The 21,957-nt window shown below is 62.5% G+C and carries 20 protein-coding genes; 7 read left to right on the top strand and 13 right to left on the bottom strand.

Annotation, left to right across the window (positions count from 1 at the left end; translation table 11 throughout):
* Positions 1-24 precede the first annotated feature (24 nt).
* The 7 genes from EN993_RS04505 to EN993_RS04535 all read right to left on the bottom strand — a co-directional run bounded on the left by EN993_RS04505 (position 25) and on the right by EN993_RS04535 (position 7,172).
* Positions 25-945, bottom strand: coding sequence for an ABC transporter permease (locus EN993_RS04505; RefSeq protein WP_109671266.1), 921 nt, complete (start codon positions 943-945; stop codon positions 25-27).
* Positions 945-2,075 carry an ABC transporter permease gene (locus EN993_RS04510; protein WP_126069138.1) on the bottom strand — a complete coding sequence of 377 codons (1,131 nt, stop codon included), beginning with the start codon at positions 2,073-2,075 and terminating at the stop codon, positions 945-947. Before EN993_RS04510 ends, EN993_RS04505 begins: the two co-directional genes overlap by 1 nt.
* The gene (locus tag EN993_RS04515; RefSeq protein ID WP_164757535.1) at positions 2,072-3,649 is read right to left on the bottom strand and encodes an ABC transporter ATP-binding protein; all 1,578 of its coding nucleotides are present in this window, start codon (positions 3,647-3,649) and stop codon (positions 2,072-2,074) included. Before EN993_RS04515 ends, EN993_RS04510 begins: the two co-directional genes overlap by 4 nt.
* 133 nt (positions 3,650-3,782) lie before the next feature.
* Positions 3,783-4,760: a quinone oxidoreductase gene (locus tag EN993_RS04520; RefSeq protein ID WP_127262502.1), complete on the bottom strand. Its 978-nt coding sequence runs from the start codon at positions 4,758-4,760 to the stop codon at positions 3,783-3,785.
* A gap of 29 nt (positions 4,761-4,789) precedes the next feature.
* Positions 4,790-5,608 carry a phosphatidylcholine synthase gene (gene pcsA / locus EN993_RS04525; RefSeq protein WP_126069135.1) on the bottom strand — a complete coding sequence of 273 codons (819 nt, stop codon included), beginning with the start codon at positions 5,606-5,608 and terminating at the stop codon, positions 4,790-4,792.
* Entirely contained in the window at positions 5,605-6,219 is a 615-nt protein-coding gene (locus EN993_RS04530) for a DUF1326 domain-containing protein (protein ID WP_109671262.1), read from the bottom strand. The genes pcsA and EN993_RS04530 overlap by 4 nt, the downstream gene beginning before the upstream one ends.
* Positions 6,220-6,233: 14 nt before the next feature.
* On the bottom strand, positions 6,234-7,172 hold the full coding sequence (locus EN993_RS04535; protein ID WP_127262503.1) for a DUF2182 domain-containing protein: 939 nt from the start codon (positions 7,170-7,172) through the stop codon (positions 6,234-6,236).
* Positions 7,173-7,242: 70 nt separating this feature from the next.
* Here EN993_RS04535 and EN993_RS04540 point away from each other — a divergent pair, with 70 nt between their 5' ends.
* Together EN993_RS04540 and hspQ are read left to right on the top strand one after the other, a co-directional pair.
* Entirely contained in the window at positions 7,243-8,451 is a 1,209-nt protein-coding gene (locus EN993_RS04540) for a UbiH/UbiF family hydroxylase (protein ID WP_127262504.1), read from the top strand.
* A gap of 166 nt (positions 8,452-8,617) precedes the next feature.
* On the top strand, positions 8,618-8,941 hold the full coding sequence (gene hspQ, locus EN993_RS04545) for a heat shock protein HspQ (RefSeq protein WP_056587784.1): 324 nt from the start codon (positions 8,618-8,620) through the stop codon (positions 8,939-8,941).
* 67 nt (positions 8,942-9,008) lie between these two features.
* Here the strand turns inward: hspQ and EN993_RS04550 are convergent, their stop codons facing one another.
* Positions 9,009-9,638, bottom strand: coding sequence for an invasion associated locus B family protein (locus EN993_RS04550; protein WP_109671259.1), 630 nt, complete (start codon positions 9,636-9,638; stop codon positions 9,009-9,011).
* A 232-nt stretch (positions 9,639-9,870) separates the two neighbouring features.
* On the opposite strand from EN993_RS04550, the gene EN993_RS04555 reads away from it, so the two are divergent.
* Positions 9,871-11,691 carry an extracellular solute-binding protein gene (locus EN993_RS04555; RefSeq protein WP_109671258.1) on the top strand — a complete coding sequence of 607 codons (1,821 nt, stop codon included), beginning with the start codon at positions 9,871-9,873 and terminating at the stop codon, positions 11,689-11,691.
* A 17-nt stretch (positions 11,692-11,708) separates the two neighbouring features.
* The gene (locus tag EN993_RS04560) at positions 11,709-12,389 is read left to right on the top strand and encodes a DsbA family protein (protein WP_109671335.1); all 681 of its coding nucleotides are present in this window, start codon (positions 11,709-11,711) and stop codon (positions 12,387-12,389) included.
* A gap of 37 nt (positions 12,390-12,426) precedes the next feature.
* Here EN993_RS04560 and EN993_RS04565 read toward each other — a convergent pair whose 3' ends face one another.
* A complete protein-coding gene (locus EN993_RS04565) occupies positions 12,427-12,873 on the bottom strand; it encodes a hypothetical protein (RefSeq protein ID WP_109671257.1) in 447 nt (148 codons plus the stop codon).
* 605 nt (positions 12,874-13,478) lie between these two features.
* Between EN993_RS04565 and EN993_RS04570 the strand changes: the two genes are divergently transcribed.
* Together EN993_RS04570 and mgtE are read left to right on the top strand one after the other, a co-directional pair.
* Entirely contained in the window at positions 13,479-15,383 is a 1,905-nt protein-coding gene (locus EN993_RS04570; RefSeq protein WP_164548693.1) for an ABC transporter ATP-binding protein/permease, read from the top strand.
* A 272-nt stretch (positions 15,384-15,655) separates the two neighbouring features.
* Positions 15,656-17,020, top strand: coding sequence for a magnesium transporter (gene mgtE / locus EN993_RS04575; protein ID WP_109671256.1), 1,365 nt, complete (start codon positions 15,656-15,658; stop codon positions 17,018-17,020).
* Between the two features lie 58 nt (positions 17,021-17,078).
* Here the strand turns inward: mgtE and EN993_RS04580 are convergent, their stop codons facing one another.
* The 4 genes from EN993_RS04580 to rpiA form a co-directional block, all read right to left on the bottom strand.
* Entirely contained in the window at positions 17,079-18,227 is a 1,149-nt protein-coding gene (locus EN993_RS04580) for a serine hydrolase domain-containing protein (protein WP_127262505.1), read from the bottom strand.
* Positions 18,228-18,259: 32 nt separating this feature from the next.
* A complete protein-coding gene (gene gor, locus EN993_RS04585) occupies positions 18,260-19,651 on the bottom strand; it encodes a glutathione-disulfide reductase (protein ID WP_127262506.1) in 1,392 nt (463 codons plus the stop codon).
* Between the two features lie 196 nt (positions 19,652-19,847).
* Positions 19,848-20,447 carry a DUF2059 domain-containing protein gene (locus tag EN993_RS04590; protein WP_109671253.1) on the bottom strand — a complete coding sequence of 200 codons (600 nt, stop codon included), beginning with the start codon at positions 20,445-20,447 and terminating at the stop codon, positions 19,848-19,850.
* Complete coding sequence (gene rpiA, locus EN993_RS04595; RefSeq protein ID WP_127262507.1) at positions 20,434-21,165, bottom strand: ribose-5-phosphate isomerase RpiA; 732 nt, start codon at positions 21,163-21,165, stop codon at positions 20,434-20,436. Before rpiA ends, EN993_RS04590 begins: the two co-directional genes overlap by 14 nt.
* A gap of 377 nt (positions 21,166-21,542) precedes the next feature.
* Between rpiA and EN993_RS04600 the strand changes: the two genes are divergently transcribed.
* Positions 21,543-21,957: HAD hydrolase-like protein (locus tag EN993_RS04600; protein WP_127262508.1), on the top strand; the 415-nt coding region annotated here is incomplete at its 3' end.

The raw sequence follows: 21,957 nt of genomic DNA on the forward strand, positions 1-21,957 counted from the left end.
GAGCTTCCCGTTTTGTTTTTGTTGTCAACGATCCGGAACGAATGGCTGCCCCAAGGAAGCCGGCGTGTTCATCATCGTCAGACGCTTGTTGCGCGAGATTAGAACGAGAACCACGACGGTTGCCAGATAGGGCAGCGAAGAAAGGAACTGTGAAGGCACCGGAATGCCAAAAGCCTGTGCATGAAGCTGTCCGATCCACACCGCGCCGAAGATGTAGGCGCCGGCCAGCACCCGCCATGGCCGCCACGAGGCAAACACCACCAGCGCTAGCGCGATCCAGCCGCGGCCGGCACTCATGTTCTCCACCCATTGCGGCGTGTAGACCAGCGACAGGTGGCCGCCGGCGAGGCCGGCACAGGCGCCGCCGAAGATGACCGCGAGATAACGGTAGCGGATGACCTTGATGCCGAGCGCATGCGCCGACGTATGGCTGTCGCCGATCGAGCGCAGCGTCAGCCCGGTACGGGTCTTGAACAGGAACCACATGACGGCAGCGGTCAGGGCAATTGAGATGTAGAAGATCGGATCCTGGCCGAACAGCAATCTGCCGATCACCGGGATCGAGGTCAGGCCAGGGATGTCGATGTTGGGCAGCCGTTCGCCGGGCTGGCCGACGAAGCTGGTGCCCATCATGCCGGATAGGCCGAGACCGAGCAGCGTCAGCGACAGCCCGGTCGCGACCTGGTTGGTGGCCAGCGACAGCGTCATGACGGCAAACAGCAGCGAGAACACCGCGCCCATGGCGATGGCCGCCAGGAGGCCGATCCAGGGCGAGCCCGTGAGATAGCTGGCGCCGAAGCCGCCTACGGCGCCCATGATCATCATGCCTTCGACGCCGAGATTGAGCACGCCGGAGCGCTCGACGACCAGTTCGCCGATCGCCGCGATCAGCAGCGGCGTTGCCGCCGTGGCGATGGTCAGAAGGATGTTTACGGTGATGTCCATCAACGGGCTTCCTTCAACTTTGGCGCGGCTTCGAGTTTCGCGGCATCCTGCGGTTTGGTCAGCGCCAGGCCGATCAGGCGAATGCGGTAGTGGATGAGCGTGTCGCAGCCGAGCACGAAGAACAAAAGCATGCCCTGGAACACCCGCGCCACCTTGTCGGAAATGCCGAGCGCGCTCTGCACCGCTTCGCCGCCGAGATAGGTCAGCGCCAGCACCAGACCGGCGGCGACGATGCCGAGCGGGTTGAGGCGGCCAAGGAAGGCCACGATGATGGCGGTGAAACCGTAGCCGGGCGAGATGACGGGCTGCAACTGGCCGATGGCGCCGGAGACTTCCGAGATGCCGGCCAGGCCGGCGAGCGCACCCGACAGCAGGAAGGCGAAGAACACCATCCGGTTGAGGCCGAAGCCGGCGAAGCGCCCTGCCCGCGGGCTTGAGCCCAGTACGCGCACCTCAAAACCTTTCAGCATGCGGCTCATCAGGATCCAGACCAGCACTGCGGCGACCAGCGCGAAGACAAATCCCCAGTTCGCCCGCCCGGCATCCGGCATAAGTTCCGGCAACACGGCCGAGTCGCCGAACTGGATCGTCTGTGGGAAGCCATGGCCCTGCGGATCGCGCCATGGGCCGCGCACCAGCCAGTCGAGGAACAATTGAGCGACATAGACCAGCATCAAGCTGGTCAGGATCTCGTTGGTGCCGAAGCGCGTCTTGAGCAAGGCCGGGATTGCCGCATAGGCGGCGCCGCCGACCATGCCGAGCAAAAGCATCAGCGGCAGCACCAGCGGGCCTTCGAACTGCGGAAACAGCACCGGAATGATCGAGCCGACAATGCCGCCCAGGATGAACTGACCTTCGGCGCCGATGTTCCAGATGTTGGCCTTGTAGCAGACCGACAGGCCAACGGCGATCAGAATGAGCGGCGCTGCCTTGATCGCCAGTTCATGCAACTGCCAGACCTGGCTGATCGGCTCGATGAAATAGATATTGAACGCGGTCAGCGGATTGACGCCGAGCAACGCGAACATGATGGCACCGGCGATGATCGTCAGCGCGAAGGCGATGAACGGCGACAGGGCCGAAAACAGCGCGGAGCGCTGCGGGCGTTTGACGAGTTCGAGGCGCATCATGCCGTCTCCAGCGTGTGTTCGGCGTGACCGGGTTCGGCGCCACCCATCAGCAAACCGACCTTCTCGAAGGTGGCCTCGGCGATCGGCATCGGCTTCGACAGCACGCCATTGTGCATGACGGCGATCGCATCCGATATCTCGAACAGCTCGTCGAGATCCTGGCTGATCACCAGCACCGCCGATCCGCTGCGCGACAACTCGATCAGCGCCTGGCGGATGTGGGCGGCGGCGCCCGCATCGACACCCCAGGTCGGCTGGTTCACCACCAAGACACTTGGCCGGCGATCGAGTTCGCGGCCGACGATGAATTTCTGCAGATTGCCGCCCGAAAGGGCTGCTGCTTCAGGATCCGGCGCGCTCTTGCGCACATCCATCGCCTCGATGATGCGTTGGGCGGCGGCGTAGATGGCGGCGCTCTTGACCATTCCCCCAGTGCCGACAAACGCCTTGCCGTCGGTTGCATGGCGCGACAGCAGCAGGTTCTCGGAAAGCTTCATGCGCGGCGCGGCACCGTGGCCGAGGCGTTCCTCTGGCACGAAGGCGGCACCCAGCAGGCGCCGTCCGGTGATGGTGAGGCCACCTGCGTCCTTGCCGCGGATGCGCACCGAGGCGGCATCCTGCTGCAACACCTCGCCGGAGACGGATTCAAAGAACTCGCCCTGGCCGTTGCCGGCGACGCCCGCGATGCCGATCACCTCGCCGGCCCGGACATTCAGGTTGATGCCCTTGAGCGGGATCGAGAACGGCGTTGCCGGCTTGCGGCTGAGGTTGCGGACTTCGAGAAGCGGTTGCGCCGTGGCGATGCCCTCGACCGGTGCGCGCACCACGGCCTGCACCTCATTGCCGACCATCATGCGGGCCAGCGACGAGGCGGTTTCCTCACGCGGGTTGCAGTGGCCGACCACCTTGCCGTGGCGCAGCACGGTGGCGCGGTCGCAGATGCGTTTGACCTCTTCGAGCCGGTGCGAAATGTAGAGGATGGATTTGCCCTCGGAGCGCAGACGCTCCAGCGTCTCGAACAGCTTGTCGGCTTCCTGCGGCGTCAGCACCGAGGTCGGCTCGTCGAGGATGATGAGCTGCGGTGTCTGCAGCAGGCAGCGTATGATCTCGATGCGCTGGCGCTCGCCCACCGACAGGTCGCCGACCAGCGATTCAGGATCGAGCGGCAGGCCATAGCTGAAGGAAAGCGCCCTCGCCTTCGCCGCGATGCTGCTGATCGGCGAGCCGTCGTCCAGCGATAGCGCGATGTTTTCGGCCGCGGTCAGCGCCTCGAACAGCGAAAAATGCTGGAACACCATGCCGATGCCGAGTTTTTTCGCGACGCCCGGGCTGGAAATCCTGACTGCCTGGCCGTTCCAGAAGATCTCGCCGGAATTGGGCTCCAGCGAGCCGAACAGCATCTTGACCAGCGTCGACTTGCCGGCGCCGTTTTCGCCAAGCAAGGCGTGGATTTCACCTCTGGCGATGTCGAGATCGATGTGATCGCACGCCGTCAGCGTGCCGAATATCTTGGTGAGGCCACGGACCTCGAGCAGGTTCGTGCCGTCCTGATTTGCACTCACAGTGCCTCCCATCTGGTTAGCCAGATATGTTCTGTGTTCCCGCAAGCATGGTAGGCGCGGCCGGCTCTCATCGGAAAGCGGCACGCGTCTTGAAAGAGCTTCAAGAATTTCAGCGGAAATTCAAGGATTAGCAAGGCAGAACGGACTAAGGGATGAGAATGGTCGTCCCTGTCGTCCTGCGGCCCTCGAGGTCGGAATGCGCTTTGCCGGCGTCCTTGAGCGCATAGCGCTGGTTGATCTTGATCTTGACGGCGCCAGTGAGCACGACTTCGAACAAGGCAGCGGCGGACGCCTCGAGGTCTTCGCGTTTTGCATTGTAGACGAACAGCGTCGGCCGGGTTGCGAACAACGAGCCCTTCTGTGCCAGCAACGACATGCTGAACGGCGGGATCGGTCCGGAGGACTGGCCGAAGCTGACGAACATGCCAAGCGGCCTCAGGCAGTCGAGTGAAGCCGGAAACGTGTCGTTGCCGACCGAATCGTAGACGACATCGCACTTCCTGCCGCCGGTGATGGCGGCGACGCCGGCGACGAAATCCTGTTCCTTGTAGTTGATGACGTGGTCGAAGCCGTGCACCTTGGCGAGTTCGATCTTGTCGGACGAACTGGCGGTGCCGATGACGGTCGCTCCGAGATGTTTCGCCCATTGGCCGAGGATCAGCCCGACGCCGCCGGCCGCGGCATGGAACAGGATCGTGTCGCCGGCTTTCACCTTGAATGTCCGGCGCAGCAGATATTCTGATGTCATGCCTTTCAGCATCATCGCGGCGGCCTGTTCGTCGCTGATGCCATCTGGAACCTTGACGACGCGGCTGGCATCGATGATGCGCTTTTGCGCGTAAGCCCCTGTCGTCACGGCATAGGCGATGCGATCGCCCTGCTTCAGCCAATCGACGTCCTGGCCCACCTCCAGCACCACGCCGGCGGCTTCGCTGCCTGGCACAAGCGGGAACCCGCCGGGCGGCGGATAAAGGCCCGTGCGATGATAGACATCGATAAAATTGAGGCCGATCGCCGTGTGCCGGATCAGGATCTGCCCCGATCCCGGCTGGCCGGGATCTGTGTCCTCATAGGTCAGGACTTCCGGGCCGCCATGGGCGTGGATACGGATCGCTTTGGACATCGTTAGGCTTCCTTGAGAAAACTGGCTGATCAGGCCTTTTTGGCACCGAGGTTGGGAAAGAACTGCATGACGCCACCGATGCAGGCAAGGTAGAGCCCGGTGATGGTGATGCCAATCTTGGTGAAGGTGCTGACCTGTTCGCCGAGCACGCCGATCTGATCATAGAAGGCGGCAAGTGCCGCCTGCGCCAGGGCAAGCGCGCCGAAAGCGCACCACAAAAGGGTCATCGCAAGATTGATGCGCCGCAGCCGCACCACACGCACCGGATGGATGAAGTTGATCGGCACGAAAGTCAGAATGCCGGCCGCCACCACCACCGCGAACGAAACCCATTGTCCGGGCTCGATGACGAACAGCGTGAACACCACCATGTTCCAGACCACCGGGAATCCCTTGAAGAAATTCTCCTTCGTCTTCATGCCGGTATCGGCATAGTAGATGGCGCTGGAGACGACGATGATCGCCGCCGACAGGAACGACAGGCCTTCGCCCATGAAGCCGCGCTGATAGAGCGCGAAGGCCGGGATCAGCACATAGGTCACGTAGTCGATGATGTTGTCGAGCAGTTCGCCCGACCAGGTCGGCAGGATCTCCTTGACCTCGAGCTTGCGCGCGATCGGCCCGTCGATGCCGTCGACGAACAGCGCCAGCCCGAGCCACCAGAACATCGCCGTCCAGCGCTCTTCGCTTGCCGCCACCAGCGACAGGAAGGCCAGGAACGAGCCCGATGCGGTCAAGAGATGGACGGAGAACGCCCTTGCCTGCGGCCAGGTGACTTTCTTCTTCGGCCGCGGAATCCGGTCCGTGATCTTCTTGGCGGCTTTTCTGGCCGTTGTGTTCTTGCTCACGGGCCCCGCCAATCCAGCTTGCAGATTTCGGCCGAACGGCCGGCGAAATTCCAGTTGCGGCCGAAAGCCCGCATCTTGCTTTTGTCGGACCTGGCCACGATGATCTCCGGCGCGATCCAGTATTCAGAATTGCTGATCACCGTATCCTTGTCGCGGTCCTTGCCGGGGATGGGTGTCACCGCCCCGTCGATGATCTTCGGTATCTGGAAGATGCGCGTCTTGTCACGCGTCTCATAGGTAATCGGCACCTGCTCGACGCCGAGGAATTTGCCGACCAGGATGGAGAGCAGCGATGTGGTTCCGCCCGCCTTGCCGGTGAAGATCTTGGTCAGCGCCTTGACCGCGTAGACCGAGGCTCGCTTGTCGATGAACAGGCCGGCGGTCCAGTTGCCGCGGCTCATGTAACCGGGGATTTCCATGACCAGCCCAAGATTGAGATTGGACAGGTCGACGTCGCCGAAATGGCCTGCATCGATGCGAAACCCGGCCCAGGTCTGGCAATAGCCTTCAGTTGGCGGATGGTTGCCGAGGGACAGCACGCAAGGGCAAAAAACCGTGCAATTGCAGGAGAGTACAAGCTCTCCCTTCATTGCCCAGTTATGATCTGCCATCGATTTTCCCCCACTCACAGCGAGACTACTAGCAGCGCGGCTGCCCAGACAAGCAGTATCGCACCGGCCAGCCGGGTTGGAACCCTGCTGGCCGTTTGTTTTTCGATCAGGGTGAACAGCCCGATCAGCGCCATCCAGAAGACGTTCATGACGCCGACGGCGAACATCACCAGCATCAACGCCCAGCAGCAGCCGAGGCACCACAGGCCTTGCGTGACGCCAAGCCGGAAGATGCTGGCCGGCCTGGCGCTCCAGTTCGCGAAAAGGATCGAGAACGGGTTCTTGCATTTCTTCAGGCAGGCTTCCTTCAGGCCACTGAACTGATAGAGGCCGGCGACCAGCAGAGCGAGCGCACTGGCAGCGCCGACGACCGGGTCGAGCATCTCGCCTGAAGCGGCGAATGTATGGGCGGCCAGGGTCAGCGCCGCGAACATCACTGAGGCAGCGAGCCAGACGCTGAGGTAACCAGCGACCAGCACCAGCGGATGGACGACTGGTTCGCCCTTGATGCGAGCCGTATCGGCGATCTCGCAATAGGTGCGGATCATCGGCGCGGCCGAAGGCAGCATCGTTGCGATCGCCATCAGGAACCACATGAAAACGAGCGCGCCGACCTGCAGGCCGAGACTTGCGTCCAGAGGCACCGGCGAGAGGCAGAGCGCAAAGAACCGTTCCAGGAAATCGGGCAGCGGCAATCGCGGCAGATTGCGCAGGATCGTGTCGCCAGGGGTGCTGACGCCTGCAATCCTGCCTTCAGCGCTGCGGATTGCCATCGCGGCAAGAGACAGCCAGGCAAGCAAGATACAGGCGCCGACAACGACGTTTACCGTGACGCGAGGATTTCGTGCGATGCTCGCCATGGCGCGGCCGGCGCGGTCGAGATGGCTGAAGTCGTCTTGCTGGCCGGTCATGTCATTCGAATGGGCCGAATCGCCGCGTTGATCAAGCGGCATGATCTGACCTATATGCTTATCGAACGGCGGGTCGGGTAGACCGCCTCGCACTGCAAGCCGGAAGCCGATCTTGGAGCATGAGCAAACTGCGCGGATACTGGTTGCTGGCACGGGGCCGGCAGGACTGATCGCGGCGCTCGGTTTTGCCGCCGCAGGTTTCCCGGTGACGCTGGTCGGGCCGGAGGCCACTGCCCCCGATGGTCGCACCACGGCCCTGATGAACCCCGCCTTGAAAGTGCTTGAGCGGCTGGGCGTGCTCGAAGACATCAAGCCCAAGGCGGCGCCCCTGAAAGTCATGCGCATCGTCGACGCGACCAGCCGGTTGATCCGCAGCCCGGTCGTCACCTTTCGCGCAAGCGAGATCGATGAGGACCAGTTCGGGCTGAACCTGCCCAACAGCGTGCTCAATCCGGCACTCGCCAGCAAGGTTGCCGCGCATGCCGGCATCGAATGGCTGAAGTCAATGGTGGCGACCTGGCACCTCGATGCCGAGCACGTCCGTGCCGTCCTGAGCGACGGCAGCTCGGTGGATGCATCGCTGGCGGTCGCCGCGGACGGACGCTTGTCGCCGGCGCGCCAGGCAGCCGGCATCTCGACCTCGGCTCGCTCCTATCCGCAGGCGGCTTTTGTCCTCAATTTCCGCCACAGCAGCGACCACGCCTTCACCTCGACGGAATTCCACACCGAAACCGGCCCGTTCACGCAGGTTCCCCTTCCCGGCAATCGCTCGAGCCTGGTTTGGGTGGTGAGGCCCGAGACCGCGACCGAACTCGCCGCATTGGACGATGCGACGCTTTCGATGCGGGTCGAACAGCAGATGCAGTCGATGCTGGGCCGGGTGACGATCGAGCCGGGCCGGCAGATCTATCCGCTTTCGGCGGTGACGCCGCTGCGTTTCGCGCGAGACCGTGTGGCGTTGGTCGGCGAAGCCGCCCATGTGTTTCCGCCGATCGGCGCGCAAGGCCTCAATCTCGGCATCAGGGATGTCGACGATCTGATTGGAATCGCTTGTGAAAATCGGAGCGATCCCGGCGCCGCCAAGGCCTTGGCAGCCTATGACTTCAAGCGTCGGCCCGATATTCTGGCGCGCAGCAGCGCGGTCAACCTGCTCAACATGTCGCTGCTATCCGACATGCTGCCGGCGCAGATGGCCCGCGTTGCCGGGCTCGGCGCGCTCGGTGGCTTCGCGCCGCTTCGCGCCTTTTTCATGCGCGAGGGACTTCGTCCCGGCAGCGGTTTCGCGGCACTGGCCGGCGGCCTGCGAAGGCCGGCACGCTGACAGCGAATTTCCGAACGTTTCCGATAATCTGCGTCATCGACATCGTCGCGTGCTGCAAACCTTTGCATCGCGTCCTGCGTAGCTTAGAGGCGCGCTTGGACGCTTCGGGATTGAATTGATGAGCCGTCTGCGCCAAATAAGCTCAAGGAATTCAGTGGTGAGTACGATGAAAACAGCCAAATTCGCAATCGGACAGGTGGTTCGCCACCGGCTGTTTCCATTCCGGGGCATCATTTTCGACGTCGATCCGCAATTCGCCAACACCGACGAATGGTACGAAGCCATCCCCGCCGACGTTAGGCCGCGCAAGGATCAACCTTTCTACCATCTGCTCGCCGAGAATTCGGAGACCGAATACATCGCCTATGTCTCCGAGCAGAATCTGCTCGAGGATCAGTCGGGTGAACCGGTCCGGCATCCGCAGATCAAGGAGATGTTCGACAAGAAGCCGGATGGGGGCTACCAGCCGAAACGGCAGTCGAGGCATTGACCCACCAGGGTCACAAAAAAAGCGGGGCATGATCCCGCTTTTTTATTGGCTCGGCGATATCGGCCGATCAGTTGGCGGTCTTCGCCTTGTCCTGCTCTTCCTTGAGCTTCTTGGCGAAATCCTGGTTGTTCTTGGCGACGAAGTCCTGAAGCTTCTTCTGCCGGTCCTCGATGTCCGACTGCTGCAGCGCCGGGCCGTCATAGGCGCCGCTGAAGCCCTGCAGGGCGATCTTGATCGGGTTGGGCTGGTTCTGGAAATTGACGGAGGTCAGCGTGATCGCCTGGCCTTTCTTGAACGAGGCGACAAGCTGATCGGTCAGCGGCACTTCGGCCACGCAACGATCCGGGAAGCAAATCACATAGTCGAGCTTCTGCGCCTTGCCGGTGTCGATCTGCAGGCCGATGCCGGGAGGCACCAGACGACCGGTTGGGACCGTCACCTGGAACACCTTGCGGTTCACTTTGCCCTTGAGCTCGATCAAGCTGACGCCGGTGACCAGCTGGCCATTGCCGGCGGTGGTGATGTTCTGGACATTGCAGATGTCGACGTCTTCCTGCTTGGTGCAGGCCTTGAACCAGCCTTGCGGAATCTGCTGTTGCTGCTGTGCGGAAGCAGCGGGAAGTCCTGCGCCCAGAAAGCCGATCACGCCAGCGGCCATGACCGACAGGCGGTACGCGTTGCTGTTCAGGCTCGTCATGTCGTGCACTTCCTCTCAAATGATCCCGGGACCGGCTTCTTCGTGCCGTGTGGTCCAGCTACCTGTTGCCGAAATGAGGCAACAGAATGACTTCGGAGGGCGTGTTACACTGCAAGCGAGGCCGAATCCAGCCCGACGTGAGCAATTGTTGAGCGCGCGGTTGGCTGGCGCGCAGCCGCCTCATGCTAGGGTGCACACCGAATCATCAAGCCGACCCAGTAAGGAGACGGTCATGGGCCGCGTTCTTGTTTGGCTGATCACCGCGATATCGTTTCTCGCACTTTCGCATCAGCCGGCCGCATCGGAGCCGAAGCACGCGATCGCCATGCAGGGCGAACCGGCGCTGCCGCCCGACTACACGCATTTCAACTACGTCAATCCCGATGCGCCGAAGGGTGGCTCGATCACCTATTGCGTCGTCGGCAGCTTCGACAATCTCAACCCTTTCATCCTCAAGAGCCTGCGCACGACGGCGCGCGGCATGATGGACACGATCTTCGGCAATCTGGTTTTCGAACCGCTGATGCAGCGCAATGCCGACGAGGCTTTCACGCTCTACGGGCTGCTGGCCGACACGGCCGACATGGATCCCGAGCGCAAGAGCATCGAATTCCACCTCAATCCGAAAGCCAAGTGGTCGGACGGCCAGCCGGTGACGCCGGAGGACGTGCTGTTCAGCTATGACGTCTACACCGAGAAAGGGCGACCGCCCTACAGCGACCGCATGGCCAGGGTCGCCAAGCTCGAAAAGACCGGCGACCACAGTGTGCGCTTCACCTTCAACGACAAGGCCGATCGCGAATTCCCGCTGATCATCGCGCTGACGCCGATCATCCCGAAGCACGCCTTCGACAAGGAGACCTTCGACAAGACGACGCTGAAGCCGGTGATCGGCAGTGGTCCCTATACGATCGCGCAGGTACAGCCCGGCCAGCGCATCGTGTTCAAGCGCAACCCGGATTACTGGGGCAAGGATGTCCCTGCCAAGCGCGGTTTCGACAATTACGACCAGATCACCATCGAGTATTTCCTCAACGCCAACGCCAAGCTCGAAGCGTTCAAGAAAGGCCTTTGCGCCATCGACGATGACAGCGACCCGGTCAAGCGCGAGCGCGATCTCGATTTTCCGGCCTTCCACAAGGGCGATGTGGTCGCGCAAACCTTCGACACCGGCATTCCGCCCGTCGTGACCGGCTTCCTGTTCAACACAAGGCTGCAGAAATTCGCCAATCCGGCCGTGCGGCGCGCGCTCGGCATGCTCTACGACTTCGAATGGGCCAACAAGAACCTGTTTGGCGGCAAATACACGCGCACGATGAGTTACTGGCAGAATTCGGAGCTTTCCGCGATCGGTCATCCGGCCGACGACAGGGAGAAGGCGCTTCTGGCGCCCTACCCCGGCCGCGTGCCGGCCAATGTCATGGACGGCACGTATCGGCCACCGGTGACTGACGGATCCGGCCAGGACCGCCGCGTGCTGAAGGCAGCCTTCGATCTCTTGAAAAGCGCCGGTTATCATGTGCAGGACGGGATAATGCTCGATGCCGAGGGCAAACCTTTCGGTTTCGAGATACTGACCGCCTCGCAGGACGAGGAGCGCCTTGCCGGCATCTACCAGCGCACGCTGGAGAAGATCGGCATCAATGTCACCATTCGCAGCCTTGACGGCGATCAGATCCAGTCGCGCAAGCAGCGCTTCGATTTCGAGGTCCTGGTTGGATCGAGCGGCTTCAACAATTCGCTGTCGCCCGGCATCGAGCAGACCGGGCGTTGGAGTTCGGCCGCGGCCAGGACGGAAGGCTCGTTCAATCTTGCCGGCGTCGCCGATCCGGCGGTGGACGCGGCAATCGAAGCGATGCTGCGCGCCCGCTCGAAGGAGGATTATGTCGCTGCGGTTCGCGTTCTCGACCGGCTGCTGATCTCCGGCAACTACATGGTGCCGATGCAGCACAACACGCAGCAATGGATTGCTTACTGGAACTATCTGGAACATCCGCAAAAGACGCCCATATTTGGCTATCAACTGCCGACCTGGTGGCGCAAGCCAAATTGAAGATACAGGAGATCGAGATGAGCGAGATGAACGCCATCACCGTCGATGTGGTGTCCGATGTGGTCTGCCCATGGTGCTTCATCGGGCAGAAGCGGCTCGACAGAGCGATCGCGGCTGTCGGCGATGTTGACGTGCATATTCGCTGGCGGCCATTCCAGCTCGATCCGACCATTCCGCCGCAAGGCAAGGATCGCCACGAATACATGCTGGCCAAGTTCGGCAGTGACGAGCGTATCCGCGAGATTCATGGCCGCATCGAGCCGCTCGGCGAAGTCGAAGGCATCTCCTTCGCCTTCGACACCATCAAGGTAGCGCCGAACACGCTGGATGCGCACCGCCTGATCCGCTGGGCGGGTGCCGCCGGCGAAGCCGTGCAGAACAGGCTTGTGCGCCGGCTGTTCCAGCTGAATTTCGAGGAAGGCGCCAACATCGGCGACCATGCCGTTCTGATCGAAGCCGCGCGCGAGGCCGGCATGGACGCGTCCGTCGTTGCCACGCTTTTGCCGACTGACGCCGATGTCGAGGCGGTTCGCACCGAGATCGCCACCGCGTCGCGAATGGGCATATCTGGCGTGCCGTGCTTCCTGCTCGAGGGCAAATACGCGGTCATGGGCGCGCAGGATGCCGATACCCTGGCTGATGCCATTCGCCAGGTGGCGGCTGCCAAGGCGCGCGGCGAATTGGAAAAGGTCGGCTGAGGCCGGCCACCTTCTCCTTTCCCGACAGGAGCAAGTCTTACTTCACCGTCACCTTGGCCTTGCTGATGAAAAATCCATGGCCGTTTGTGGCCGTGCAGGTCAGTCCCTTGGTTGACGACTGGCACGAGAACGGTCCTGCGCTCCAGCTGTTGCCGTAGCCAAGCTTGTCGACATCGCTGCAGCAGCCTTGCTCGCCTGGGTTTTTGATCAGTGTCGCCGGTCCCTTGGGGCCCAGGATGATGGTGACATAGCTCGGCTCGACGCGCGAGCAACTCAATTCCGGGCCGCCATCCTTCGGCTCATAGGTGCTGGTGCCGCCTTTCGCCGTGTAGATGCAGCCGATGTTGCCGGATGGCGTGTTGAACTCGATCTGGCCGTCGGCGCTTGCCGGGATGCCCTGCTCGGCGGCATGGGCCAAAGGTACAGAGGCAAATAGGGGCAGCCAGGCGAAGAGGAACAGGATTGCGGCCGAGCGTGCAAGCATTGGGAGCTTCCTTGTTGGAGAACCGGACATGCATGAGTGTCGACAATGCCAGGCAAGGTTCAATCCCGAACGGATGAATTGTCAAACGCAGTTCCTGAGCTGACCCGACAAGACGGAACGCGCCGCTCGGACGATTTTCCGGTCACTTCCTGCCTCCGGCAAGGACGATAACGGCAAGCCTGGCGAGGTCACGAACGGCAAATTTTCCGATGTTCGGGCCAGCCCGCTCTGAGAAAATCGCTCGATCCGTACGATTTCGAGTTCACAAAACCGTGCGATAACCTTCCCTAAGGGAAGCTTCATCGACGGCATGTCTCCGCAGATCAAGCGTTTGAAATCAATAACGATATCCTGATTTTTGCCGGCTGTTGTCGCTATATTTCGGCGTGTCATCTGTTGCCTCTTGGCAACGGCCGTTGGGTGTAATCAGTTTGGCCAGCTTTAAAAATTAATGGAAAATGATCAATTGGTGTTACCATCCGTAACAAAAGAAAAAAGGTTTGGGCGGGATCGTGATTCGGGTCGGTAGACCATCGCAAGAGTCAGTACCGGAAAAAACACCTCGCGATGCCGCAGGGCGATCGCTTCTGACGCCGGTATCGTCGATGCGCAGCTTCTGGGGCCTGATGCGGGCCTACTGGGTCTCGGACCGCTGGAAAGAAGCCTGGACACTGACGCTGGTGATTGCGCTGCTCACCGCGCTGTCCAGCAAGGCCGGTGTCTGGTTCGCCGAAGCCTCCGGCGAACTGGTCAACTCGATCGCCTTCTTCCATGATGCGGCCAACACCACGCCGCTTCGCTCGCTGCTGGTCAATGCCGGCATCCTCGTCCTGCTGGTCCTGCTCAAGGACGCCGGCTTCACTGGCATCCGCAACCTTGTCTCAGCGACATTGCACCGCAAATGGCGCGGCTGGCTGGACAGCCGCTTCAATGAAGCGTTGCTGGATGGCAATCATACGCATTTCCATGCGCAGCATGCGTCGACCGGCAGCGGCGCGCCCGCCCCCGACAATATCGATCAGCGCGTCCAGGAATCCATCAAGGACATGACCGGCGGCGCCATCGGGCTCGCCATGGGCGTGCTGGGCGTCGCCACTTCGCTCTATTTCGTCGGCCAGAAGCTGCTCGAAAACTCCGTCGAGGTGAAGGGGCTGGAGTTCCTCGGCAACTATGGCAGCGCTGTCCTCGCCTTCCTGGCCGTCGCCACCTATGTGCCGCTGAACACATGGATCGCGGTCAAGCTCGGCGGCCTGCTCGAGCGCCTCAACGTCAGGATGCAGCAAGCCGAGGGCAGCTATCGCGGCGAGCTGACGACGTTCCTGCGCCGCAGCTTCCATGTCGCGGCGTCTCAGGGCGAAGGCGTGCAAAGGACCATGCATGGCCGGCTCTATGTCGATATCGACGGCACCTGGACGCGGCTGAACATCGTCAACACGGTCTACATGTCGTTCGAGCTGATCTACAATTTCATCGGCGCCCGCATTGTCGCCTACGGACCGGGCCTGGTGCCGTTCATCCACAACGGCCTTGATCTCAAGGGCTACATAACCGGCTCCGAACTGGTCAATTCGTTGATCGGCCAGTGTTCGTGGTTCATCCACGTCATGCCCGCCATCGCCACGCTGCGCGCCAACAGCCAGCGTGTCACCGAGCTGGCCAATGCGATCGAGAATGTCCAGCATCCGCAGGAATTCTACAGCCAGACCGGCCGCTCCGACTTCCACTATGCCAGCCAGAACCCGGTTTTCGGTCTGACCATCCAGAAGCTCGAACTGGCGCATCAGGGCGAGGATGCGACGCCCTTCCTCAGTGCCGCCAATTTGCGCTTCCGGCGCGGCGAATGGACCTTCCTGAAAGGCGAGTCCGGTTGCGGCAAGACTTCGCTGATCAAGGCGATCAACGGCCTGTGGCCCTATGGCCGCGGCACCATTGTCTTCCCCGAAGGCGTCAAGAGTTTCTATGCTGCCCAGGAGGTCAAGCTGCAGCCGGTGTCGCTGAAACAGCTAGTCTGCCTGCCCGGCTCCGAGCACGACCATGGCGACGCGCAGGTCGCATCAGCGCTGCACAAGGCCGGCCTGGGCGACTTTATCGAGCACATGGCCGACGAAAACCGCGAAGGCAAAAGCTGGGATCAGGTCCTGTCGGGTGGCCAGAAACAGAAGCTGGTGGTGGCCCGCATCGTGCTGCAGCAACCGGGATTACTGTTCCTCGACGAGGCAACCGGCGCGCTCGACCCCGATGGCAAAATTGCTTTCCACCAGGCCATCAAGGACAACTGCCCCGATGTCACGGTGATCAGCGTCATGCACGAGGCGGTGGCGCCGCGATCGATGACCGGCAGCGAATTCTATCACAGCATCGTCGCGATCGCCGACGGCGTCGCCACCAAGAAGCCGCTGGTTCCGACCCTGCCTGTCGAACTCACCACCATTCTCGCGCAGCCAAGGCCGGTCCCAAGGCCGGTCGAGGACAAGTGGCTGCGTTTCTCGCGCCGGCTAAAGCAGAAATAAAGACGCTCTGATCCGAGCCGGCCGTGTCATGCGGCGGCCTGCGATCACAGTCGCGCGATCTCGGCAACCCGCCGGCATTTTCCTTCCTCACCGCGATTGACACGGCAAGGCGCGCTCCTATGTTGCGCCCGCTTGCAGACAGTCAAACGCGAACCCGCAAGCGGAAAGGTCACCGCGCCATGCCTGGCGACAGTCACAGTCGAACGCAACCGCCGTCCGCCTAGACGTGACCTCTAATGGTTCATGTCCTGCCGGACGGCAAGGAGTGAGCCATGAACGAATTTACCGCCGTAGCGAGCGACGAGGCCGTCGCCATCGCCCGTATCCTAGCCAATGATCACGTCGCCGACATTGTCGAGGCCCTGAACAGGGAGCCGCGGGAAACCGCGACGGAACTGCTTTGTGAAGTGACGTTCGAGCGGCTGGTCGAGATCTTCGACCAGCCCGAACTCGACGGCGCGTCCGAACTCATGGAGGCGCTGCCGCGCGCCAAGGCGGGCAAGCTGCTCACCGCCATGTCGGTCGACCGCGCCGCCGACATCCTGCGCGAGCTCGACGAGCCGGCCCGTTCCGAGCTGCTCGGCGGGCTTGCACCACCGCTGCGCGTAACGCTGCTTTCCATTCTCGGTTATCCCGAAGGCAGTGCCGCATCGATCATGACGACGGAGTTCGTCAGCGTACCCTCGGACTGGACCGTGGGCCGCACGCTCGACTACATCCGCAAGGTCGAGCGGACGCGCGAGACCGTCTACGCGATCTATATCGTCGATCCGGAAACGCACCTGCTTGTGCGGTCGACCGGCCTGCGCCGGCTGATCACCGGTGAGCCGGACGACTCGATCATGACGGTGGCGCCGGATCGTGTTCCGGTGACGGTCAGCCCGCTGACCGATCGCGAAACCCTGGCACAGACGATCTCCAAATACGATCTGCTTGCCGTCCCGGTCGTCGATCACGGCAAGATCCTCGGCATCGTCACCATCGACGACATCATCGACACGATGATCGAGGAGACGACCGAGGACGTCCATCGTTTCGGCGGCATGGAAGCCCTCGACGAGCCGTATATGAAGATGAGCTTCCTCGCCATGATCAAGAAGCGCGGCGGCTGGCTGTGCGCGCTGTTCATCTCAGAGATGCTGACGGCCAACGCCATGCAAAGCTATGAGGGCGAGTTGGAGAAGGCGATCGTGCTGACGCTGTTCATCCCGTTGATCATGAGCTCGGGCGGCAATTCCGGCTCGCAGGCGACGTCGCTCGTCATCCGGGCGCTGGCGCTGCGCGAGATCGGTCTTCGTGACTGGTGGCGGGTGGCGCTGCGCGAACTGCCGACTGGCCTCGTGCTCGGCGCCATGCTGGGCGTGGTCGGCATCTGCCGCATCGCGCTCTGGCAATATATGGGCTTCTACGACTATGGCCCGCACTGGCCGCTGATCGCCACGACGGTCGGCGCGGCACTGGTCGGTATCGTCACCTTCGGTTCGCTGTCGGGGTCGATGCTGCCGTTCGCCTTGAAACGCATCGGCTTCGATCCGGCCAGCGCATCGGCCCCGTTCGTCGCCACGCTGGTCGATGTCACCGGGCTGGTGATCTATTTCTCGGTGGCGCTGGTGATCCTGCGCGGAACGCTGCTCTGAGCGGCACACCTGTCTCCGCCGCCGGCCATCGCCGGCGGGGGTTCCGACCTTCCCTGTGTCAGGCCTGCCTGCCATAGATCGCGTCGCGCAGTGCATCGGGGAAGGCGCCCGTCATGCCTGATATGGCGGTGTTGGTCAGCGTCACCACCGTCAGGTCGAGCGTCGGATCAACGAACCAGGAATGACCGTAGACACCGCCCCAGCGCCAGGTGCCGGCGGCCTGGGGCGTCGACGCGGCAAGCGGGTCGCGCAGGACGCCAAATCCGAGACCCCAGCCCCAGCCGGGCATGGTGGTCTCCAGGCCCGCTATTGCGTCCGTGGTCATAGCCGCTGCCGTTTCGGGGCGGATGACCGATCCACCCCTGGAACGCAGCGCCTCAAGAAGCTTGAGGACGTCGCCGGCGGTGCCGTTCATGCCGGTGCCGCCCGAGGCGAAAGACGCGGGATCGAAGACGCGCCCAGGCGAAAATGAGATGGCGCCATCGCCGAAGGGCACGCGATGTTGCTCGCCCATGGCGATGGCCTTGCCGGGTCCATCGGCGTAAGGCGTCACCAGCCGCGATCGATCGCGCACGACAAAGGCTGCGTCATCCATGCCGAGCGGCTGGACGACCAGGCGATCGACCAGCTCCGGCAGGGTGGCGCCAGTGGCTCTCGCCATGGCCTCGCCCAGCACATCCATCGCCACCGAATAGCCCCAGCCCGTTCCCGGCACATAGGACAGCGGCACCGAGGCGATGCGGCTGAGGTTCTCGGCCATCGAAAGGCCGGGCTGGTCAAGACCGTCGGAGATCCCGGCGCGATGATAGGGTCCGTCGGCTGCCTCGCGGAAGCCGTAGCTCAGGCCGGCGGTATGCGTCAGCAGCTGTCGCAGGGTGATGACGGGCTCGCTGCCGTCCGCCAGTTTCGGTTGGAATTCAGGGATGAATTTCGTCGTGGGATCGTCGAGGCCGATCACGCCGGCTTCGACAAGCGCAAGTGCCGCGGTCGCGACGACGGGTTTGGTCACCGACGCCAGCCGGAAGATCGCGTCCGCCGCCATCGGTTTCTTGGATTCGCGGTCCGCAAGGCCGGCGGCGCGGCTGTATAGGGTTTCGCCGCGTCGGGCGACGAGGATCACCGCGCCGACAATGCGCTCCTCCTCGACGGCCCTATCGACAACCTGATCGACGCGTCCGCCAAAGTCATGGTCGAGCGGTGCGGGCATTGATTGCTCCCTTGGCGACGAGCCAACCGGCATCAGCCGACGCGCTCGCCGTCCTTCACGCGATAGGTCGGCTTGTACATGGTGACCAGTTCTTCCGCCGCTGTCGGATGCACCGCCATTGTCCGGTCGAAATCATCCTTGGTCAGCTCGGCTTTCAGCGGAATGGCGAGAAGCTGCGCCATCTCGCCGGCATCCGGCCCCAATATGTGGGCGCCAAGCACTTTCTTCGACGCGCCATCGACCACCAGCTTCATCAGCATCTTCTCGTCGCGCCCGGACAGCGTGTGCCGCATCGGCCGGAATGTCGCGCGGTAGATTTCGATGTCGGAGAATCGTTTGACGGCATCGTCCTCAGACAGGCCGACGGTGCCGATCTCCGGCTGTGAAAACACTGCGGTCGCAATCGTCTGGTGGTCGGGTGCGGTCGGATTTCCCTTGAAGGCGGTTTCGATGAAACACATCGCCTCATGGATCGCCACCGGCGTCAGTTGTACGCGGTTGGTGACGTCGCCGATCGCCCAGATGTTGTCGACGTTGGTGCGCGAGTATTCGTCGACCGCGATCGCGCCGGTCTTGGTCATCTCCAGACCGATGCCTTCCAGGCCCATATTCTCGGTGTTGGGAATGCGGCCGATGGCCAGCATCACCTGGTCGACCGTCAGCACCTTGCCGCCGCTGACGAGCGCGTCGAGCCGGCCGTCCGGCCGCTTGCGCACCCATTCGGATACGGAATGGCAGAGGATCTTTATCCCCTTCTTCTCCATCGTCTCGTGCAGCATGCGCCGCAGATCCATGTCGAAGCGGCTGAGGATCTCCTTGCCGCGATAGACCAGCGTGGTGTCGACGCCGAGGCCGTGGAAGATGTTGGCGAATTCGACGGCGATGTAGCCGCCGCCTTCGATCATGATCGCCTTGGGCAGCTCCTTGAGGTCGAAAGCCTCGTTGGAAAAGATGCAATGTTCGTGGCCGGGCAGCGCCGGATGCGCCGCCGGGCGGCCGCCGGTGGCGATCAGGATCTGGTCCGATGTGACGGTGCGATCCTCGCTGAGAAGATGCACGACATGCGGGTCGACGATCATGGCGCGCGAATGAAAAGCCTCGCCGCCGGCGCCCTCGACATTCCTCTTGTAGATCGCCTCCAGCCGGCTGATCTCGCGATCCTTGTTGGCAACCAGCGTCTGCCAGTCGAAACTGGCTTCCGGCACCGTCCAGCCATAGCCGGCGGCATCGGCAAAATGCTCGGGAAATTGCGAGGCATAGACATAGAGTTTTTTCGGCACGCAGCCGCGGATGACGCAGGTGCCGCCATAGCGGTATTCCTCGGCGATGCCGACGCGCTTGCCGAGCGCGGCCGCCACGCGCGCCGCGCGCACCCCGCCCGAGCCGCCGCCGATGACGAAAAGATCGTAGTCGTAACCGGCCATGACGCGGCTCCCTAGGCTTCAGAAATGTGAGAGACAGGTAGGCCGCAAAACGTCAAAAGAAAAGCCCGGACAAGCCGGGCTTTTGCTGATGGCCGCTTGAGCATGATCCCGAAAAGTGGAATCCGGTTTTCGGAAAAGATCATGCTCAAATAAAGAGCTAGAGCCCCAGGGCTCTAGGCCGTTTTGAAATGCAGGATCAGTTGTTGTCCGCGGGGGCCGCACCATCGGCCGGTGCTGCGTCATCCGCCGGAGCGGCTCCGTCCGCGGGCGCCGCTGGTGCTGCCTGCGCCTTTGCCTTGGCGGCAGCCGCCAGCGTTTCGCCGACCTGCTGGGCAAGATCGCGACCGAGGCCGTTCTGCCAGATGTCGGCTGCCTTGACCAGGTCGCGGGTCACCGTCGGGCCGCTGTCGAGCAGCTTCTTGCCCGAATCGGAATTGTAGAAGGCGGCGATATCGGTCAGTTCCTTTTCGGAGAACACTTTTGCGTAAGCGAGTGCTGCTTCCTTCTCGAGGTCAGCGCGGCGCGAAGCCAGCGCCAGCGCCTTCTCGCTGATGGTCTTGCCGATCAGTTCCTGCATGTCCGGGTTCTTCTGGATGAGCTGCGACTCAAGCGCGGCGGCCGCCTGCGGCAGGATGTTGTCGAACGGGTCGGTCGCGTGGATCGCCGCGACCGCGGCGCGGGCGGCCTTCAGGTGCGATTCCGTGACATCCTGTGAAAACGCCGGCGAAGAGAAGGCAAGAACGGCTGAAGCCGCCAGAACGGCGCAAAGGCTGCGAACCCGGTTATGCAACATCATGATCGGTAGAACTCCCTGGTTTTCGGGCGGCATGGACGGTTTGGATACCGTCGCCGCCGGCGATGATGGCCGCTGAAGCCAGCCCGATGAAAAGACCATGCTCGACCACGCCCGGAATGGCGTGGAGAGCATTCGAAAGCGCTCTTGTATCCGGAATGCGGCCAAAAGATGCATCGAGGATAAAATGGCCGCCGTCTGTAACAAAAGCCTGGTCCCCCGTCATCCTCAATGTGACCGGACCGGAAAGACCGAGCCTTTCAGCCGCGGCGCCAATCGCGATTTCGGTGGCGCGCAGGCCGAACTGGTTGACTTCGATCGGCAGTGGAAAACGGCCGAGCGTCTCGACCATCTTCGACCGGTCGGCAATGACGATCATGCTCTGGGACGCCGCAGCGACGATCTTCTCGCGCAGCAGCGCGCCGCCGCCGCCCTTGATCAAGGTCAGTTCCGGATCGACTTCGTCGGCGCCGTCGACGGTGAGATCGAGCTCAGGCGTTTCCTCTAGCGTCGACAGCGGCACGCCGAGCTCACGGCACAGCAACGCGGTGCGCTCCGAGGTCGGCACGCCGATGACGGTCATGCCGGTGGCGACCTTTTCGGCCAGTAGCCGCACGAACTCTTCGGCCGTGGTGCCGGTGCCGATGCCGAGCCGCATGCCGTCGCTCACATGGGCGAGCGCCGCGCGTGCGGCTTCGACCTTCAATTGCCTTGCATCCATGCCGCTTGCTGCCCCGAAACCTGACGTTTTGGGCTCCTAGCATCTTTGCCGGTCTGGTCAAAGCCCTTGGCAGTGGCCTACCGCTGTTGGCGAGAGGCATGTTGTGCACGCGCGGACAATGAGCGCGGGCAGCCATGATAGGAATTTTTTCTTGATCCGGTGACGGCAGCTATGCTACATATTTGTCGATGGTGCTGATTTGCGCCAGCGACCCGCCGCCGTGGCGGGTTTTTCATGTCTGGCGGCTCGCCGCGAAATGTCCAGCTCTTGGGCTGCCTGAGCGAGCTTTGCCAAGCCGGCTTGCCCCCAGTCAGCTTGCCATGACGCGTCGCAGCCTTTATCGCCTCCCCCTTGTACAAATCTGCGCAGGACTGACCATGACCCGACCGATCATCGTCTTCGACCTCGACGGTACGCTGATCGACACAGCGCCGGACCTGCTCGACAGCTTGAACCACAGCCTTGCCGCCAGCGCGCTCGCGGCGGTCGACGAAGCCGGCTTCAGGCGCTTTGTCGGTCACGGCGGCCGCGTGATGATCGAACGGGCGCACGCGGCCCAGCAGCGGTCGCTCGATGTCCAGGAGCACGACCGGCTGCTGAAACTGTTCCTCGACCACTACACGATCAACATCCCCGGCAAATCGCGCCCCTACCCCGGCGTCGTCGAGGCGATCGCGCGCTTCGAAGATGCCGGCTATCTCCTGGCCATCTGCACCAACAAGTACGAGGCCAACTCGCTGGCGCTGATCGAGGCGCTCGGCCTGACCAGGCATTTCGCCGCAATCGCCGGAC

Source organism: Mesorhizobium sp. M7D.F.Ca.US.004.01.2.1 (genome assembly GCF_003997785.1).
Taxonomy (GTDB): Bacteria; Pseudomonadota; Alphaproteobacteria; order Rhizobiales; family Rhizobiaceae; genus Mesorhizobium; species Mesorhizobium loti.

Bases quoted from the DNA above. Each gene is read 5' to 3' on its own strand.
- rpiA (WP_127262507.1), bottom strand. From the start codon at position 21,165: ATGGATGCAAGGCAATTGAAGGTCGAAGCCGCACGCGCGGCGCTCGCC.
- gor (WP_127262506.1), bottom strand. From the start codon at position 19,651: ATGGCCGGTTACGACTACGATCTTTTCGTCATCGGCGGCGGCTCGGGC.
- EN993_RS04535 (WP_127262503.1), bottom strand. From the start codon at position 7,172: ATGCCGCTTGATCAACGCGGCGATTCGGCCCATTCGAATGACATGACC.
- EN993_RS04505 (WP_109671266.1), bottom strand. From the start codon at position 945: ATGGACATCACCGTAAACATCCTTCTGACCATCGCCACGGCGGCAACG.
- EN993_RS04570 (WP_164548693.1), top strand. From the start codon at position 13,479: ATGCGCAGCTTCTGGGGCCTGATGCGGGCCTACTGGGTCTCGGACCGC.
- EN993_RS04510 (WP_126069138.1), bottom strand. From the start codon at position 2,075: ATGATGCGCCTCGAACTCGTCAAACGCCCGCAGCGCTCCGCGCTGTTT.
- EN993_RS04565 (WP_109671257.1), bottom strand. From the start codon at position 12,873: ATGCTTGCACGCTCGGCCGCAATCCTGTTCCTCTTCGCCTGGCTGCCC.
- EN993_RS04560 (WP_109671335.1), top strand. From the start codon at position 11,709: ATGAGCGAGATGAACGCCATCACCGTCGATGTGGTGTCCGATGTGGTC.
- hspQ (WP_056587784.1), top strand. From the start codon at position 8,618: ATGAAAACAGCCAAATTCGCAATCGGACAGGTGGTTCGCCACCGGCTG.
- EN993_RS04580 (WP_127262505.1), bottom strand. From the start codon at position 18,227: ATGCCCGCACCGCTCGACCATGACTTTGGCGGACGCGTCGATCAGGTT.
- EN993_RS04530 (WP_109671262.1), bottom strand. From the start codon at position 6,219: ATGGCAGATCATAACTGGGCAATGAAGGGAGAGCTTGTACTCTCCTGC.
- EN993_RS04550 (WP_109671259.1), bottom strand. From the start codon at position 9,638: ATGACGAGCCTGAACAGCAACGCGTACCGCCTGTCGGTCATGGCCGCT.
- mgtE (WP_109671256.1), top strand. From the start codon at position 15,656: ATGAACGAATTTACCGCCGTAGCGAGCGACGAGGCCGTCGCCATCGCC.
- EN993_RS04520 (WP_127262502.1), bottom strand. From the start codon at position 4,760: ATGTCCAAAGCGATCCGTATCCACGCCCATGGCGGCCCGGAAGTCCTG.
- EN993_RS04590 (WP_109671253.1), bottom strand. From the start codon at position 20,447: ATGATGTTGCATAACCGGGTTCGCAGCCTTTGCGCCGTTCTGGCGGCT.
- EN993_RS04515 (WP_164757535.1), bottom strand. From the start codon at position 3,649: ATGGGAGGCACTGTGAGTGCAAATCAGGACGGCACGAACCTGCTCGAG.
- EN993_RS04555 (WP_109671258.1), top strand. From the start codon at position 9,871: ATGGGCCGCGTTCTTGTTTGGCTGATCACCGCGATATCGTTTCTCGCA.